General features: G+C 41.3%; 15 protein-coding genes. 8 read left to right on the forward strand and 7 right to left on the reverse strand.

Translation table 11 applies throughout. The features are described 5' to 3' along the window. Positions 1-16 precede the first annotated feature (16 nt). Positions 17-2,773, reverse strand: a complete 2,757-nt coding sequence (locus NYF15_RS19540; protein ID WP_371354412.1) for a TonB-dependent receptor — start codon at positions 2,771-2,773, stop codon at positions 17-19. A gap of 244 nt (positions 2,774-3,017) precedes the next feature. Here NYF15_RS19540 and NYF15_RS19545 point away from each other — a divergent pair, with 244 nt between their 5' ends. The 4 genes from NYF15_RS19545 (at position 3,018) to NYF15_RS19560 (ending at position 8,431) form a co-directional block, all read left to right on the forward strand. Further along, a complete protein-coding gene (locus NYF15_RS19545) occupies positions 3,018-3,545 on the forward strand; it encodes an RNA polymerase sigma factor (RefSeq protein ID WP_371354413.1) in 528 nt (175 codons plus the stop codon). 45 nt (positions 3,546-3,590) lie between these two features. Next, a complete protein-coding gene (locus NYF15_RS19550; RefSeq protein WP_371354414.1) occupies positions 3,591-4,475 on the forward strand; it encodes a FecR family protein in 885 nt (294 codons plus the stop codon). A gap of 71 nt (positions 4,476-4,546) precedes the next feature. Beyond that, the gene (locus NYF15_RS19555; RefSeq protein WP_371354415.1) at positions 4,547-7,411 is read left to right on the forward strand and encodes a TonB-dependent receptor; all 2,865 of its coding nucleotides are present in this window, start codon (positions 4,547-4,549) and stop codon (positions 7,409-7,411) included. 99 nt (positions 7,412-7,510) lie between these two features. Then, the gene (locus NYF15_RS19560) at positions 7,511-8,431 is read left to right on the forward strand and encodes an NPP1 family protein (RefSeq protein ID WP_371354416.1); all 921 of its coding nucleotides are present in this window, start codon (positions 7,511-7,513) and stop codon (positions 8,429-8,431) included. Between the two features lie 61 nt (positions 8,432-8,492). On the opposite strand, the gene NYF15_RS19565 is transcribed toward NYF15_RS19560, so the two are convergent. Further along, entirely contained in the window at positions 8,493-9,953 is a 1,461-nt protein-coding gene (locus tag NYF15_RS19565) for a Gfo/Idh/MocA family protein (protein ID WP_371354417.1), read from the reverse strand. 181 nt (positions 9,954-10,134) lie between these two features. After that, positions 10,135-11,208, reverse strand: a complete 1,074-nt coding sequence (locus NYF15_RS19570) for a mechanosensitive ion channel family protein (RefSeq protein WP_371354418.1) — start codon at positions 11,206-11,208, stop codon at positions 10,135-10,137. Positions 11,209-11,332: 124 nt separating this feature from the next. Here NYF15_RS19570 and NYF15_RS19575 point away from each other — a divergent pair, with 124 nt between their 5' ends. The 3 genes from NYF15_RS19575 (at position 11,333) to NYF15_RS19585 (ending at position 14,207) form a co-directional block, all read left to right on the forward strand. Next, complete coding sequence (locus NYF15_RS19575; protein ID WP_130149387.1) at positions 11,333-12,301, forward strand: YihY/virulence factor BrkB family protein; 969 nt, start codon at positions 11,333-11,335, stop codon at positions 12,299-12,301. A gap of 82 nt (positions 12,302-12,383) precedes the next feature. Further along, complete coding sequence (locus tag NYF15_RS19580) at positions 12,384-13,226, forward strand: pirin family protein (protein ID WP_371354419.1); 843 nt, start codon at positions 12,384-12,386, stop codon at positions 13,224-13,226. Between the two features lie 9 nt (positions 13,227-13,235). Continuing rightward, on the forward strand, positions 13,236-14,207 hold the full coding sequence (locus NYF15_RS19585) for a glutathione S-transferase family protein (RefSeq protein ID WP_371354420.1): 972 nt from the start codon (positions 13,236-13,238) through the stop codon (positions 14,205-14,207). A gap of 31 nt (positions 14,208-14,238) precedes the next feature. On the opposite strand, the gene NYF15_RS19590 is transcribed toward NYF15_RS19585, so the two are convergent. The 4 genes from NYF15_RS19590 to NYF15_RS19605 form a co-directional block, all read right to left on the reverse strand. Continuing rightward, positions 14,239-14,814: an AAA family ATPase gene (locus NYF15_RS19590; protein WP_371354421.1), complete on the reverse strand. Its 576-nt coding sequence runs from the start codon at positions 14,812-14,814 to the stop codon at positions 14,239-14,241. Positions 14,815-14,908: 94 nt separating this feature from the next. Next, a complete protein-coding gene (locus NYF15_RS19595; RefSeq protein WP_062568607.1) occupies positions 14,909-15,166 on the reverse strand; it encodes a hypothetical protein in 258 nt (85 codons plus the stop codon). Further along, a complete protein-coding gene (locus NYF15_RS19600) occupies positions 15,163-15,612 on the reverse strand; it encodes a hypothetical protein (protein WP_130149391.1) in 450 nt (149 codons plus the stop codon). Before NYF15_RS19600 ends, NYF15_RS19595 begins: the two co-directional genes overlap by 4 nt. Positions 15,613-15,617: 5 nt before the next feature. Beyond that, positions 15,618-15,959 (reverse strand): DUF883 domain-containing protein, encoded by a 342-nt coding sequence (locus NYF15_RS19605; protein WP_130149392.1) that lies wholly within the window; start codon positions 15,957-15,959, stop codon positions 15,618-15,620. Positions 15,960-16,418: 459 nt separating this feature from the next. Between NYF15_RS19605 and mraZ the strand changes: the two genes are divergently transcribed. After that, entirely contained in the window at positions 16,419-16,877 is a 459-nt protein-coding gene (gene mraZ / locus NYF15_RS19610) for a division/cell wall cluster transcriptional repressor MraZ (protein WP_036971213.1), read from the forward strand. The last annotated feature ends 1 nt before the right edge of the window (position 16,878 follow it).

Here is a 16,878-nt window from a genome sequence, read left to right on the forward strand (position 1 = left end):
CGCCCCGATGATCCGCTTAGAAACTGCCGCGTAAGCCTAATGAGAAGCGACGACCCGAGAACTCATACATAGTTGGGAAAACGGGGGCTATTGTGTAGCCTGTTGTTTCTTCATCTGTAATATTGATGCCCTCAAGGGTAACTTTAAATGTGTCGTTTATTTTATAGCCAAATGAAACATCTGTTTGACCGTAAGCATCGCGGTAAACTGGATACATATCGCGTTCTATGTATTCAACATATTTATCTTTGTAGTTGTAAGAAATACGTGCATCAAAGCTGTCATTCTCAAAATAAAAGGTAAGGTTATAGGTTTCGTCAGCTAAGCCTTCTGGTGGTGTTGGAATCGCTAAATCAGACGAGCCAGTGAGTGAGTTATCAAGCGTAGTGTAGTTAGCATTTATACCAAAACCTTGTAACATTGGGTGGAAGCGGGAAAATGGAATTTGTGCAATAAACTCAAGACCACTCACATCATACGACCCTTCGGCATTTACTTTTTGATAAACGTCAAAATCATACACACCATCGACAGTGCCATTGTCGTTATATTTAGTTACGTCATTTACAACACCTGTTAGGGATTCACGTACTACACCTTCAATTTCTTTTTCGAAGTAAGACACTGCAAGTAAACCACCTTCTTCTAAGTACCACTCTAGACCGGTTTCCCATTGGTCTGCGTAAGTAGGTTTAAGATCAGGGTTACCGTCACGATATTTAAATTCACTTAAGCTAACTGTACGTTTGTAGGCAATATCAGTCAGTGCTGGGCGAATAAATGTTTCTGATGCAGCTGCGCGGAATAATAGGTTGTCTGTAAGCTCTAAACTAAAGTTAATGCTTGGTAGGGTCTCTTTGTAGTTACCTTCTTTTGAAATAGGTGCTGGTGTATAGCCTGTACTACCGTCATCACTTTGTACTTGGTGATACCCAGAAGAATTAACATCGGTATCGATATAACGGACACCCGCGTTTAAAGTAGCTGGTAATGTGCCAATATCAAATACAAAATCAGCCATAGCGTAAATAGCGGTGGTTTTTTCAGTTACTTCGTAGAATTGATCAGGTGCGTAGTCGACACCAAAGCCATCGTAACGTAACTCATTACGCGCGTAGTTATTTGAAATTTGACTCCAATCTTGTTTTGAAGAAACATCAGATAAATACTCACCGCCCGATACTAAATCTGATATAGGGGTTAGCTCGCTATCAGCTAGAGTACGGGTGCCTACCCATGAAGAGTCGCCCGCAGAAGGTCCTGTTATACGGTTGCTACCATAATTACGTTGCTTTGACTTATCCGTATAGCGAGCACCAAATTGTACTTTTGATAATGCAGGGAAGAAGTCTAGTTGAAAATGACGACTAAAATCGAGCTGAGCCGCATATTTGTCGTCTGAGATATCTTCTAGATTCACCTCATAATAATCAAACGTATAAGCTTGTGGTGAATTATACATGTCAAATGTATCTGGATTATCACTGGCAATCGTTTCGCCACCAGTTGATGTGTATCGGCTACGAGTTGGACGGTAAGCTGTGTGCTTTAGGTTGGTAGTTTCTGCCAGTTTATCTGCACCACTATAACCAACGACCCCGTATACTTCCCAATCGCCTAGCATCCAATCAAGGGTTAAGCTGAATTGTTGGTAATCTGTATCGCTGCTATTTTCTTTACTCAAAAATTCATGTTGAGTTGCTGCATAATTAACATCAGTGAGTACGGTGATGCCATAATTAGCTAAAGTTGTATTATCGTAACTGTTTATTTTTTCTAATGAACTGATGCTAGAAGCGGAATAAGCTGCTGCATCATATTCATCTTCATGGTTATCAAAGTTACCAAGTAATGCATCAAACGTGAGGCTAAATTCGCTGCTAGGTTTATATTGCAATGATAAAGTGGCTCCCCATTTTTCTTGTTCTGTTAAGTAAGCGCGGTCTCCTACTTTATCAAGAAAAACAACGCGGCTTGTTTCATCTTTATCAAAGCGATCATTTATAGTGATGCCTGTATCACGCTCTAAAACATCAGCCGCTTGGTCAGATTGCCATTGTGATGATCCCGATTTTTCTAGCCAACGAGACAACGGACGAAAGTTGATTCCTGAATTACTGTCAGTTCGGTTGGTGCGCTCAGAATATGCAAACGAGGCAAGTGCACCCCAGTCGCCAAAAGTATTACTCGCTAAGAATGAAAATTTGGGGTCGCTTTGCTCTGAAATATCATTATAAGCGCCTTCAACAGATGCCACAATTTGGCGTCCATCATAATCAAATGGGCGCGCAGTGGTAATTGCTACAGAACCGGCAATGCCACCTTCTTCATCTGCTGCTGTTGGTGATTTTTTTACAGTGACACTTTGAATTATCTCCGAAGCGAACATATCAAATTCAACATCACGGCCACCACTGCCAGAGGCTGTGGCAAGGTTATTAATAGAAACAAATGTAAACTCAGACGGTAAGCTTCGTACATTGACTTTTTGACCTAGGCCTTTATTACGTTCAATAGTAACACCTGGCATACGTTGTAAAGCTTCCGCTAAATTTTGCTCTGGGAAGTCCGCAATATCAGAGGCCACTATTGAATCTGAGAAGCCAATATTTGTGCGTTTTAAATCAATCGCTTTTTCTAAACTCTTTATGTAGCTGCCAGTGACAACAATTTCTTCAATCGGTTCTTGGTTTTCTTCTGCGTAAGCGGGAGTGATTAATAATGAGCCAACAGCAAGTGCTAAAGGTGATAATGAAAATGCACGGTACGTCATGTGAGTTAATTCCTGTTAATGCAATATTTGGTTTAAATTCGCCTGTAAAGACGCTGCATTAACAAAGAAGGGGACGCCTTTTTTCGTGAAGCTTTCGTGACATTTTTAAGTCGAGAATTACTTAAAACTGTAACCAAATGATCATCAAACTGTTGTCCCCTTTAGGCTAGCATTTGCGTCATACCTAGATAAATAAGCTAGCCTTCATCACTAAATTATGTCTTTACCTTCAATGACTAACGGTTTGAATAATACAGTTACAGCGCATAGCAGAACCTTATTGCAGTGCTTTATAGCCAATCAAGACGCGCTTAAAGGTTTTTTTTGCAAGGCCGTAGCAGAGCGTGCGGATGCGGACGATTTATTTCAAAAGTTACTGCTAAAAGCACTTAACTCTGAGCATTTAGATCCGATAGATAATCCACTGGCATATGGTTATCGAATGGCCCAGCACTTGGTTATTGATCATCATCGTGAGCAAAAGAGAACACCAGAAAGCTTAGAGCATGAGCCGCATTGTGAGGCGCTATCGCTTGAGTCCGCGCTTGAGTATGAGCAGCGTATTGCACTATATCAGCGCATTTTGTCACAAATGCCAGCACTGCGTAGAGACGTGTTTATTCGGCGTCGGATTAAAGGTCAAACTCGTTCTGAGATCGCAAGCAGTTTGGGGATCTCCGAAGAAGCGGTTAAGAAACATATTTCGCGGGCAATGGATATGCTAAAAAATGCTATGACTGAGTATTTTTTAGTGCATGAGTGTCCCCGTTAGGGCGATTAATCCGTCACATTAGTATTACGAGTAATTGAGATAACGATGAACTCTTCACACCAACATGATTACGAATCGGATAATGCATTAGAGAAAGCGATTTGGAATGACCCTGCATTATTAGCCGCACTTGAGCTGGTGGATACGCAACAGAATGAACAACTTGAGCAACAAGCTAAAAAGCGACGTCGTTTAATGCAATACTCTTGGGGCAGCGGTGCTGTAGCAGCGTGCTTTGCTATTTTCATGTGGACTTTAATGCCACTAAATGAACAGCGCTCGATACCAGCCTCTAATCTTGTAGCTGTGCAGCAATTTAGTAGTGATAAAGCACAACAAGTCAGCTTGTCTGACGGCACACAGGTTGCAATGAATGTACATGCTCAACTTGAATTTACTGAAAATAGGCGAACTCGAAAAGCAATATTAAGTAAAGGCGAAGCATACTTTTCTGTGCACCGTGATGAATCGCGCCCATTCACTATAGATGCAGGCAATGCCACGATTGAAGTGCTTGGTACGGCTTTTAATGTCGATAAAACATTGCGTGAAACCTTAGTCGAGGTTTTTCATGGCAAAGTTTCAGTAACCAGTTTAGATGGAAAGCAGCACGTTGAATTAGTGAAAGGGCAGCGTGCCCGAGTGAGCGATTCTGTAATACAAGTATCGCAATTTAATGCTTTACAACCTGATTGGCAGCAAGGCTGGTTGGACTTAGATAACGTGTCTATCAATGATGCTTTATTTCAGTTAAATCGTTATAGCGACAAACCGATAGTATTAAAGAGTGTACCGACTGATATACAAGTGAGTGGGCGTTTTGCGGTTAACGATATACTTGGGTCTGCAAAGCTAATTGCTCAGCTAAATACACTCGATGTCAAGCAGTATCCTGATAGTATTGAGTTAAGTAAAAAGGCTGAAAACTGACATGATTTTGTCATAAACCTTTCATCGAAAATAGGCACAATGTTTTCCTCTAGTAATGAGGATGCAAGTTAATGGGGCGTATTTTCTGCTTTGCTTTGATGCTGTTTGGTGTGTATGCCAAGCAGCTATATGCTGCACAAAGCACCCTAAAAACAGCACTTAATGCACTGGCTGAGCAGTACCAAGTTGCAATCATTTACCCAGATAAGTTAGTGAGTGACGTGGTTTTGCCGTCAGCTGAAGTTCCTGAAGCTAACAGCATTGAGACTCTCTTAGATACACTATTATTAAATAATGGCTTTATTTGGCAACAGACCCCATCGGGAATTGTGGTTTCAAAGCCAGCTCAAATACAAAGTAAAACCCAGTCACAGTTTGTAATGGAAGAAGTAACAGTGACTGGCGATAAACATAACCAAGCCTATACGCGTCTTTATGACCGAAACTACCAACAAAGTGCAGACTATGCGCAACAGCAAAAGCAAAATTACATAGGTGAAGCTGATTTTGCTAATGGCGCAATGCTGTCGCTATTACCCGCAGAAAATTTAGCCGAAGCACTGCAAGCAATTCCAGGTATGAGTATTTCCCGAGATCGCGGCGAAGCACTTAATATCAATGCAATGGGACTTGGGCCAGAGTATCAATCAACGTTATTGAATGGTCACCGGTTAGCGAATACCGAAAACGTTCGTAACTCTAACCAATATGGTCAGCAATATCGTTTTGATACTTTCAGTGCTGAGCTATTTACCAATATTGCAGTGTATAAACTGGCCGATGCGAGATTACCCAGCGGAGCGGCAGGAGCAACAGTTAACTTAATGAGTGATGATCCGTTCTCATTTGATGATGATCATTTTAAAGCAACCTTGACCAGTGCTGCACTTGCGGGAGAGCGTAATTTCCAACCAAGCTTTGGCTTAACAGCGAATACTATTTCAGCTGATGAGGAGTTAGCTGCTGTTGTTAAATTTAATTACGAGAACCGATTACAAAGGCAATTTCAATTTGAAACGTGGCACTGGGGGAATAATGAGGGAGCCCCCGCAGCTTATTATTGGCAGGGGTTAGAGAGTAATAGCTTAGTACCCACTGACACGCTAGCACTGACCATCGAAAATGAAGATAGAACACGAACGAGTTATTATGCAAATATAGCATGGCAACCACACCCGCAGTTTGAGTTAGATATGCTATGGCTTCGTTCAGATACAGATTTTACTTACGATGAACATCGCTTGTCGATTAACCCGTTAAGTAAACAGGCTAAAGCTACTTTAGATGAAAAAAACAATAGTGTTCAAAATGTGCAGTTTGATGCTGCACAAAGTAAATCCTCACGAGAAGAGTCGGGGCTTTATTACCACAATCAGACATTACAAGTTATGCCCACATGGTATTCAGAGGATGAAATAAGTTGGCGAATAAGCCCGTTTTATAGCCATAGTGAATCACTTAGTGCAACCAAAACACCGATTACGCGAACTCATGTTGATTTAAAGCCTGTGCCAGCGAGTGTCTCTATTTTGGGAAATGAACTGACCGAATATGAATTTGCTGCAAATTTATCACTTGTTGATAGTTACTCGCAGTTATCGCAGTTAAGTCGCCGCATGATAGAGGTGAATGATGAAGTAACAGAATGGGGAGTGGATAGCACGTGGCAAGTTTCATCTAGTTGGGGGTTGTCGAGTGTACAGTTTGGCGCCGTAAAGTCAGCACAGTCTCATCAATACCTACGCCAAGATATTAATTTATCTAAGGCACAATTAGCTGCTTTACCTGATCTTGATGGCCGTTGGTTGGAGCCTTTGAATAAGCCATTTAAAGCTGATTTTCTATCTCAGCCAATGCAAGCTTGGTTGATCCCAAAACGTGATCTTTTGCAGCTTTATGATATTGAATTGCCATTTGCTGAGCGACAAGCTAATGATTATTTAAATAGTTATGAAACTAAATTTACTGCCTATGAAAGCTATATCCATAGTCTATGGCAGATATCAGATCTAGAAGGCTTAACGGCTGCTTTTGGACTTAGGTATAGTGATACAAGAAGTGAAACATTAGGGTATCAGCTTAATGAGAATAACCAATTAGAAGAACTTTATGAGCAAGTTAAATTCTCTATGTGGTTACCTTCATTCAATGTTAAATGGCAATTGTCTGAGCATTGGCTTGGTCGATTAGGCTATAGCCGCTCATTGAATCGGCCCAACTATTCTGATTTTAATCCAAAACTCCATGTGAATTCAGGTGGGCTACCTTATGCCGAATTAGGAAACCCAACTCTAGAGCCTGTCGTTGCTAACACCACAAGTTTTTCGCTTAATTGGTTAGCTAAAGAGAATAACCTGCAACTCATGGCATTTAATCATCAACTCGATAATTTTATCGTTGAACAAATCAAAACCGTTACTTATCAACAGCAACAGTACCCAGCTTTACAGGCAACCAATGATGGGCAAGCAACAATAAATGGGCTGCAATTAAGTGCTGATTTGAGTCTGCCTGTGCTATCAAACTCTTTTTTACAAAGTCGTATGATAACGAGTGTAAGTCAGTTGCTGGACGCTAAATTAACGGCTAAGCAAATTTACAACCCTGAGATTGAAGGGGTCTCTGAACTAACAGCAAATCTGCGTTTCGTGATTAATGCTAAGAGATGGCAAAGTGCTGTTAATGTTAATTATCGAAACGAGTTTTTAGAGCAACGAGACTTATCGAATAATGCTGATGTATATATTGATGATTTTACCAGTGTTGATCTCAGCTACAGCTGGTTTTTCTCTGATGCGGTAGCATTGCGTTTTGATATTTTTAATGCCACAGACAAAAATCTTGTTCGAGAGGTGCAAACAAACGATGCTTCATCTCTTATGAAGGTTGAGCAATTTGGTCGCCGTTTTGTACTTAGCCTTTCATTAACTCTGTAAGAAAACTTTCATTGAATTTCTTGTCCACTAAATGGGAAATGTTTCGTCTAAATAGTGGCACTCAAGTGTCACTCATCAACAGAGAATAAGGAACATAATATGGATAAATTAATGGCATTAACAATGGCAAGCCTTTTAATAACGAATACTGCTTTTGGACAAGAATTGCCTCGTTTAGATGAAGCTGTGACTTGGTATAATCAAGCAGCAGTACGTAATTTTGCACCGGTATTTGATTTTGACTCGGACGGCTGTTATCCAGCCACACCTTTTGATAGAAATAATAATTTGGCGCAAAACAAAGGCGAAGATGCGGCATGGAAAACGCCTTGGGGAGAGTGTCGAGATACAGGATGGGAGTTATTTGCTAACACTATGCATCGTCAGTTATGCCATCAAACAGATAACCAAGACCAGTATTGTGCACACTTTTATGAGCTCTATTTTGAAAAGGATCAATCAGTTCACTGGTCATTTGCGGGTGGACATCGTCATGACGTTGAAACGGTGATCGTTTGGACTGTGAAAGAAAGTGGTAATGAGTATATTAGTCACGTAAGCACCAGTGCCCATGGTAATTATGATACGCGAGCGTTTAATGAAGTGCTCCAGCAAAACGGTCATCCTATGGTTGTTTACCATAAAGATGGAATTGGTACTCATGCACTCCGCTATGCAAATCAGCAAGACAAAGACATAGTCGAATTCTTAGGTAACTGGGGGGTGTTCTATACGCCAGTGATTGTTAGTCATTACCGTGGTACAGATACATTTTATAGCGACAGTTGGGATCGCTATTGGGCAAATAGAACTTACCGTGAAACACTTGAGGCCAGCGATTTTGGTTCAGCAAGTTTTAAAACACGTCAAGAAAATGTGCTCATAGACCAAGCAAATACAGCAAAACCAAACTCAGGTGGATGGCAACAAGTCACTTTCAATGCATTTGATGCAGCGCAAACTCGCCAAGCTGAGTTTCAAGCAAACTATGCTGATATTGCGTCGCAAATTAACGAATAATTATCTTGGTTAAGAAAGCTCGCAGCATACGCTGCGGGCTTTATATTTTAGTAAAGGTGTATTAAGACACAATCCCCAGAGGCTTGCCTGTTTGCCATGCGCCACGGGTAAAGTCTGGAATCGTTTTACTGTTACTTCTATCTGCAACCGATGCCATACTTTGCGGGAAGATTGATGACCATGCTGCGGCGTCGTATACATCTTGATCGAGTGGTTCATTATTACGTAAACAGTAGATCATGCGCCAAAGCATAATGAAGTCCATACCGCCGTGGCCGCCATTACGAACAGCTTCTTCACCCATGTGTTTCCACAGTGGATGATCAAACTCAGCACGCCATTTTTCCATATCTCGATCCCAGCTATGGAAGTTTTGCAAATGTGGCTTACGACCTTGTGAACCCGCTTTTTCCCACGCTGCGAGCTCTGCTTCATACTGCTGTTGATAAATTTTTGCAATCGCTGGTGGCACATCTTCAAGGGCAATACGATTGGGGAAACCGGCAAATGTGCCATTAGTACCTTGAATTAGGTTATGGCGGCTGTACGGGCGTGGGCTTGTGGTGTCGTGCTGAACCATGATGCTACGACCTTTCACTGTTTTAATGATGCTGGTGTTCATGTCGCCAGCAGTAAATTTAAGTGAACGACGTTCGTGGCCTGCAGGGAATTCACGCTCTGCATAGGCGGCGCGTCCAAGTGCTGGTGAACTGACTGATGTAACAAAGTCAAAGCGATCCCCTCGGTTGATATTCATATACTGAGATACAGGGCCTAAACCATGGGTTGGGTATAAGTTACCGTTTACTTTTGTATGCCAATAAGTACGCCACGAGCCAGTACTGCGGTCAATTTCTTTCATTTGCCAACGCAGGTCATGAATATAAGCGGCTTCACCGTGTAGTAACTCACCAAATACGCCTTTACGAACCATGTTTAAAACCATTAACTCGTCACGACCGTAGTTAACGTTTTCCATCATCATGCAGTTCTTTTGCGTGCGCTCTGCGGTATTTACTAGTTGCCAACACTCTTCCATCGTGGTTGCAGCAGGTACTTCAACAAAGGCATGTTTGCCACTTTCCATGGTCTCGACACTCATTGGTGTGTGCCAACGCCAAGGCGTTGAAATGATCACAATGTCGATGTCATCGCGAGCAAGCATGTCTAAATAGGCTTTATCAGAACCCGTATAGGCAGTTGGTTTCGGTAGGCCTTTTTCAACAACATAGTTAACAGACTTATCAAGCATCAGCTTATCTGTATCGCAAATAGCTTTAATTTCAACACCCTCAATATGGCAAAGGTGTTTTACATGGCCGCTACCACGTTGACCAACCCCAATAAAGCCAACACGTACCACATCCATTGCTGGCACAGCTAAGCCCATAACGCTTTTACCTTGTGCGGCAAGTGGTGTGCTTTGATTATCACCTTGTTGGCTTTTCGCACAGCCAGTCACGACTGTCGCGGCGGTAATGGCTGCGGCAGATTTTAAAAAACTACGTCTATCTATTGTCATAACGATACCTAAATCACTGAGATTATTTTAATAGTGTGTTTCAGTTGCTTCTTTTTATCGTAACTTAAAGAGAATTACAAAAGTAAACAGATAATCAAAATTACTTTAGGTTCGTAATAATGTATACATCTACCAATTTCATTATTGGTTTATTTGATGTAAAAATTCATAAGGAAAACGATTAAATTATATTACTCCCCTGTTCAGGGTCGCGAGATTGATCTGCCTGTTCGCGAATATCATCGGCATCACTGCTAACGTCATCAAGGCTATGGTCGTCGAGTGATTTTGTTGTTTTTATAGGCGCACTTTCGGTATTGCTTGGTTGATCGTTATCGCTATTTAAAATAATTCGCTCGCGGGCATCATCAGGCATGCTTATTTGCTCGGCTAAGTAAGTATTGACCAGCTCTCGCATTAATTGTGAGGCGACTTTAACAGTGCTATGTTCGCTGCTATTTACCCAAAAATATATTGTTAAGTTGAGAGTGGCAGAGCCAAGCGATTCAATTAAGATCTGACTTGGTGGATCATTAATAACAGCAGGGTTTTGATTAACCACCTTCATTGCTAATTGTTGGGCATAGCGAATGTCATTATCGTAACCAATACCAACAGTAAAATGGCCTCGCATTTTGGGGTTGGCAGTGAGGTTTTTAATCACGTTTTTATACACGGTCGCATTGGGAATTTGAATGTGGTTGCCATCAAAATCAACCAAAGTAGTAGCGCGAGCCGTAACCTTTTTAACTACCCCTAAGCGACCATCCACCTCGATAACATCATCAATACGAAACGGGCGCTGCACACTGAGCAGCATACTTGAGATAAAGTTTTCGGCAATATCTCGAAAAGCAAAACCTAAAATAAGTCCGACTAAGCCAGTTCCGCTCATAATCGCCACGGCAAAACTGGTGAGCCCTGCAAGACGCAAAAATAAGTACACACCAAATAAGATGATAATGATGCTAAAAAAACGCCGTGTTACTACATGTAATAGCTTGCTTTCACTTACAAAACCAAGTGGTTTTATTAATAAATACGATAAAGGGCGAGCTAATAAGTAACAAATAATAATCGCTATAATACCGAGTGTCAGAGCTGGTAACATTTGCCATGCAGTGTGTAAAAACTGCGTAACTTGTGAGTTTAAATCTTGCCAAGATAAACTATCGTTGACCGCCTTTGGTACTACAGGTGTATTCGATACTAGCAAGTTAGCTAATTGATTTTTAATAATTAAATAATAGCTCATTGCACCGCTCCATGGATAATTGCTTTACTCTTATAAGCTTAGTTCAATGCAAATTAGGCGCCATTACGACTGGCAAGTTGTTTGCACCTTTATGCAGTTATCGAAGCAATTTTTTAGGTCACATATGACTAAAGACAATCGCGGTTTTCAGGCTCACTCGCCGGTGGAAATTCCAATGCGAGGTTGGTGGGATATTAGCAAGCGGGTTTACCATAATTTATCACAAGATAATTTATCTTTTGTGGCGGCTGGTGTTGCATTTTATGCGCTATTGGCTATTTTTCCCGCTTTGGCTGCGATAGTGTCTGTTTATGCTTATTTTGCTTCACCAACCGACATTCATGATCAACTTGATAAAGTAATTGCCATCTTACCAACCAGTAGTCGCGATATTATTCTGATGCAAGTCAGTGAGGTGACACAGCAGTCGCAAAAAGTATTAAGTATGAGTGCAATAGGTACTTTGTTATTGACTGTTTGGAGTAGTAGCAAAGGCTGCCAAGCACTCATTACAGCTTGTAACATTACCTATCATCAATATAACAAACGACAGTTCTTTGTGGCGTTACTGGTACGTTTTCTATTTTCACTGGGCGCGATTGTTGTTGCGCTGGTGGCGTTGTTGATCATTGGTATTTTACCCATAGTACTAAACTTAGTTGGTCTAACAGAGCTTATTGATTTAATGATTAAGCTTATTACTTGGCCACTATTAGCCATTATTTTTAACTGCGCTTTAGCATTTTTATATCGGTACGCACCTCATCGCACTCCTGCAAAATGGCGTTGGATCACCCCAGGCTCAATACTTGCCACGTTACTGTGGATCGTCGCATCCATTGGCTTTTCATATTATGTCTCACAATTTGCAAGCTACAACGAGACGTATGGCTCGTTAGGTGGTGTAGTGATCATGCTGATGTGGCTTTATATCAGTGCTTATATCATTATTTTTGGGGCGGCGATTAATGCCAGTACAGAGCAACAAACACTGATTGATAGTACTGTAGGGCCAGTAAAAGAAGTTGGCGAGCGCGGAGCAACTGTAGCTGATAGGTTAACTAAGCAGCAAAATGAGCATTCTCATAAATAGAATGATTGGCGCGACTTTTACGCATGGTTGTTAGTTAAATTAGCGCCTACAATCATTTCATACAATTTACGGGAGTAAAGTTATGAAAGTGATTCAACAGTTAAATAGCCATGCCACACAAGATGGTGATGGTGTAAACATCAGCCGTATTCCGGGCTTTGATGGCAAGTATTTAGATCCTTTTTTAATGATCGATGAACTTAAGTCAGATGATCACAGTGATTTTATGGGTGGGTTTCCCGCGCATCCCCATCGTGGTATTGAAACTTTTACGTATATTATTAAAGGTGGTTTTGAGCACCAAGATCAAATGGGTAACAAAAAAGCCATTCGAGCTGGCGATGTGCAGTGGATGAGTACAGGTTTTGGTGTCATTCACAGTGAAATGCCATTAGCAGATGCCAAAGAAGGCATGCACGGCTTTCAGATTTGGCTCAATATGCCAAGTGCAGAAAAACTCAGAGCACCACGATATCAAGATACCACTGAAGCGCCAGCGCCAACGACTCAAAATGAGCAGGATGTTGAGCTTAAAGCGTTGGCAGGAAGCTGGCAATTTGCTGGTGAAGAGCAGGTATCTAGCCTACAAGATCTCGCAGCTGACGGCATGCTTGCTGATGTGACTTTACCCGCTGGTACGCAGTTTTACCATGCACCGCTTACACAAACTAAGGTGATGATTTATATCCATACCGGAGAAATTCATACTGAACAAGGCGGTCCAGTTAAAGCGGGAAGCTTACTGATTTTAGAACCTGGCAGTGACATTGAATTTAACTCGCAAACCGGTGCGGGGGTTTTGATACTTGCAGGCTCGCCACTTAAGCAACCAATCGCTCACATGGGCCCGTTTGTAATGACGACTCAAGCAGAATTACATCAGGCAGTACAAGACTATCAACAAGGTAAATTTGGCACACTATAGGAGGTTATTGTGGGATTACTAGTAAACGGCCAATGGCAAGATAAATGGTACGACACAGACAACAACCAAGGTGAATTTAAGCGAGAGGCAGCCCAGTTACGTAACTGGATCACCGCAGATGGCAGTGCAGGACCAAGTGGTGATGCTGGCTTTAAAGCAGAAAAAGATCGCTACCACCTTTATGTCTCTTTAGCCTGTCCTTGGGCGCATCGCACTTTGATTTTTCGCCATTTAAAAGGCCTGGAAGATTATATCAGTGTGTCGGTTGTAAGCCCTGATATGCTAGAGCACGGCTGGACGTTTGATAAAGACAATCACAGCACCGGTGATGCACTTTTCAATAGCGACTTTATGCATCAAATTTATACGCGTAACAAAGCCGATTATTCAGGCCGTGTGACGGTTCCTGTGCTTTGGGATAAAAAAACGCAGCGTATTGTCAGTAATGAGTCTGCTGAAATTATTCGTATGTTCAATATTGCGTTTAATACTCTTACAGGTAATGAACGCGACTTTTATCCACAGTCGCTACGCTCTGAAATTGATGAAGTTAATGAGTTTGTTTATCACAACATTAATAACGGCGTGTATCGTGCGGGCTTTGCAACGACGCAAGACGCTTACACAGAAGCCTTTGATGATCTTTTTGCCGCTTTAGATAAAATTGAGCAACGTTTAACTGCTAATCGTTATTTAGTGGGTGAGGCACTGACAGAAGCTGATTGGCGTTTATTCACCACTTTAATTCGCTTCGACAGTGTGTATGTGGGGCATTTTAAATGTAATTTGCGTACTATCGAGAGCTATCCGGCGATCAGCAACTATTTGCGTGAGTTATATCAAATTGAAGGTGTGAGTAAGACCGTTGATTTTTATCATATAAAACGTCATTACTATTTTAGCCACACCATGATTAACCCAACCCAAGTTGTGCCAAAAGGGCCTGAAATAGATTACAACCGAGCACATAATCGTGGCTAATTACGGCACGCAATAGCAGCTATTTTAGCTGCTATTGATAACCTCTCATTACGTCTTGAATGGTGTTGATGCCAAACATCACCTTTTGAATAAATGACTCTGAACTTTTCACTAAATTAAAATTTGGGTGTTGCGACCAAACGGCTTGAAGTTTGTCGTCAAGTATAATTGCTTGGTTGTCTGATTCATTTCTGACAGGGTTATTCGAGTGGATGCTTTGACCTGATTTAGCTGCGGTTTCGAAAAATATAACAGCGTCATATTGCGCGAGCTCAGTGTTTAAATCGGTGTTCAGATATACGAAAAACTCATCAGGGTTATCGGGCCAATAGGCGAGCCCATCTAAACTGCCACGATCGCAAAGCATTAAACGGTCTGGATGTTTGGTGCGTTGGATATGTTCAAGGTGCTTCTGGAGATTATAAATTGCTTGTTGTTGTGCTTTGATTAGGCTAGGTGAATCATTACGCTCTATCCCACCACTGAACAGCATGGTTGCAGATTCAGGAACAACTACAATTTGATTTGAAAATTCACGTCGTAATAAATCAATTGCCGTTGTTTTACCACCACCTGGTCCACCTGTTAACACAATCCGTTTTTTCACAGTAACCTATCCTATTAGCCATAATAGCTTTAAGTTAATAGCATAAAGTGAAAATGAGAAGTAGCAAAACAGATTTAGATGATATAAATCATGATTATAGTAATCTTAGCAACCAAGCAAACTGAGTTACTTGTTTAACCGGACCTTTCGATGGTTCATCACTTTTCATTGCTTGATAACCCATCCCTGCGGTAAAAGCGCTTGCGATACCGGCTTTGCTTACTGCAAAGCGTTTTAAACGATAATTAAAAGCTTGATGATGTTGACGCTTTAATTCATCAGCTAAATCCATTTGTTCGCTAAGTGAGCGTACATTTTTTTGAGGCTTATTAATAAAATAATCAATAATCATGATTCATCCTTATCAATATTAAGAAGCTGTTTAAAACTACGTACTGATTTATCAAACCCAATCTTGCTGCTGACATAACCTATATTTTTCCAAAGCCATGCTAAACAAAGTAATTGCAAAGCGATTAATGAGATCGCTGATAATATTAGCGATTGACTTAGGGTGAATATGCCAATGCCGATTGTGGCAAGTAAACCAGCCCATAACAGCACTAAACCACCTGCAAAACAAACCAGCATAATAATAGTGAGTGCCAACGAGCGTGTTGATAAACGCCACTCAGCGGCTGCTAATTCTTTACATATACCCGCTTGTTTTCGGTAATCGACGTATAGCTGCTTAGAGTAGTCTGAGAGTTTGGCAAGATGATCTTGCCACTGATCAGCGTTTGATTTCTGATCAGTGGCATCTTGCGTTTTCTCATCTGTAGGTTGAGAAGATTGCATAACAATTACTTACGGCGAATAAGTGCAGTTACTAGCATACCCGCTGCAAACGCAATACCTGCTGTTGCAAGTGGGTTTTCTGAGGCAAGCTGACGTGTTTTGCCGCTATATTCATTAAATTTAGCACGCGCTACAGCTTGTTTTTCAGAAAGCGTTTTAGCAGAGCTCGACGCACCTTGGCGAACACTGTGCTCGGCACTGGCTGCACGAGTCGATAAAGCATCCACAGCGTGATGTGCTGCTTCAGTTGCTTTGTCTGTGAATGGCGCTTCAACTTGAGCCGCTTTCGGATCTACATTGCTGTTGCTTGTTGCAGTTGAGTTCGATTTTGTCGTTGCGGTAGTCATAATCATTCCTTAAATATTGCCATTAGTTGGTAGTTTATATGTCGCAACCTTCATACCAAATATAAATATCCTTAAGTTTTAATGGTTTATGGTTTTTCGAATTGAATGGTTTTTGTTTTAGCGTTGTTTTCTCGTAACTCTTGCAGGGTAACTGAGTAAAAATTACAGTGCGGTAGAAATAGTGTAACTATTCACTGCTCATTCATTCATCATTTTTACCCAATAAAATAGGTAAAAAAAATTTTTTCTTTGTTTACCACTTTTTCCCACTTAATTCAGTAGCTTTGCTTGAGCCCTTATTTTTTCTGGCTTTAGAAGGCGAGTATGATGATCAGCTTACTTGACAAAATGGCTTGTCAAGCCCTAAACTGGAGCACTGTGGTAAAAAGTGGTTTTTAGTGGATCAAATTGGATCAGAAATAATCGTCAGCGATTAACAACTTAATTTTAAGGCAAGCTATGTTTCGGGGTGCGAGCTCTCTGAGTTTGGATGATAAAGGACGCTTTGCGGTACCAACCAAGTACCGAGATGCGATTTTGTCTGAAGATCAGGGCACGGTTATTTGCACTGTTGCTTTAAATGAACCTTGTTTGTGGTTGTATCCATTAGCTGAATGGTTAGAAATTGAATCGCGATTATTAAAGATCTCTAACATGAATCCACGTGCACGCCGTATGCAACGAATGTTGCTCGGTAATGCTACAGAGTATCAACTAGATAAAAATGGCCGAATCTTGCTGGCGCCGTCGTTACGGGCTCATGCAGAACTTGGAAAAAAAATCATGTTGGTTGGCTTGATGAATAAGTTTGAAATTTGGGATGAAGATCGTTGGCATGAGCAAATGCGCCAAGATACTGAAATTGAACGCCTAGGTGATTTTGAGGCAAATCCTGAGTTCGATAACTTTTCACTCTAAC

The organism is Pseudoalteromonas sp. 68 DY56-GL68 (genome assembly GCF_041414825.1).
Taxonomy (GTDB): Bacteria; Pseudomonadota; Gammaproteobacteria; order Enterobacterales; family Alteromonadaceae; genus Pseudoalteromonas.

What these genes read in the sequence shown, in the direction of transcription:
- NYF15_RS19540 (WP_371354412.1), bottom strand. Translation starts at nt 2,773, where the DNA reads ATGACGTACCGTGCATTTTCATTATCACCTTTAGCACTTGCTGTTGGC.
- NYF15_RS19550 (WP_371354414.1), top strand. Translation starts at nt 3,591, where the DNA reads ATGAACTCTTCACACCAACATGATTACGAATCGGATAATGCATTAGAG.
- NYF15_RS19555 (WP_371354415.1), top strand. Translation starts at nt 4,547, where the DNA reads ATGGGGCGTATTTTCTGCTTTGCTTTGATGCTGTTTGGTGTGTATGCC.
- NYF15_RS19560 (WP_371354416.1), top strand. Translation starts at nt 7,511, where the DNA reads ATGGATAAATTAATGGCATTAACAATGGCAAGCCTTTTAATAACGAAT.
- NYF15_RS19565 (WP_371354417.1), bottom strand. Translation starts at nt 9,953, where the DNA reads ATGACAATAGATAGACGTAGTTTTTTAAAATCTGCCGCAGCCATTACC.
- NYF15_RS19570 (WP_371354418.1), bottom strand. Translation starts at nt 11,208, where the DNA reads ATGAGCTATTATTTAATTATTAAAAATCAATTAGCTAACTTGCTAGTA.
- NYF15_RS19575 (WP_130149387.1), top strand. Translation starts at nt 11,333, where the DNA reads ATGACTAAAGACAATCGCGGTTTTCAGGCTCACTCGCCGGTGGAAATT.
- NYF15_RS19580 (WP_371354419.1), top strand. Translation starts at nt 12,384, where the DNA reads ATGAAAGTGATTCAACAGTTAAATAGCCATGCCACACAAGATGGTGAT.
- NYF15_RS19595 (WP_062568607.1), bottom strand. Translation starts at nt 15,166, where the DNA reads ATGATTATTGATTATTTTATTAATAAGCCTCAAAAAAATGTACGCTCA.
- NYF15_RS19600 (WP_130149391.1), bottom strand. Translation starts at nt 15,612, where the DNA reads ATGCAATCTTCTCAACCTACAGATGAGAAAACGCAAGATGCCACTGAT.
- NYF15_RS19605 (WP_130149392.1), bottom strand. Translation starts at nt 15,959, where the DNA reads ATGACTACCGCAACGACAAAATCGAACTCAACTGCAACAAGCAACAGC.
- mraZ (WP_036971213.1), top strand. Translation starts at nt 16,419, where the DNA reads ATGTTTCGGGGTGCGAGCTCTCTGAGTTTGGATGATAAAGGACGCTTT.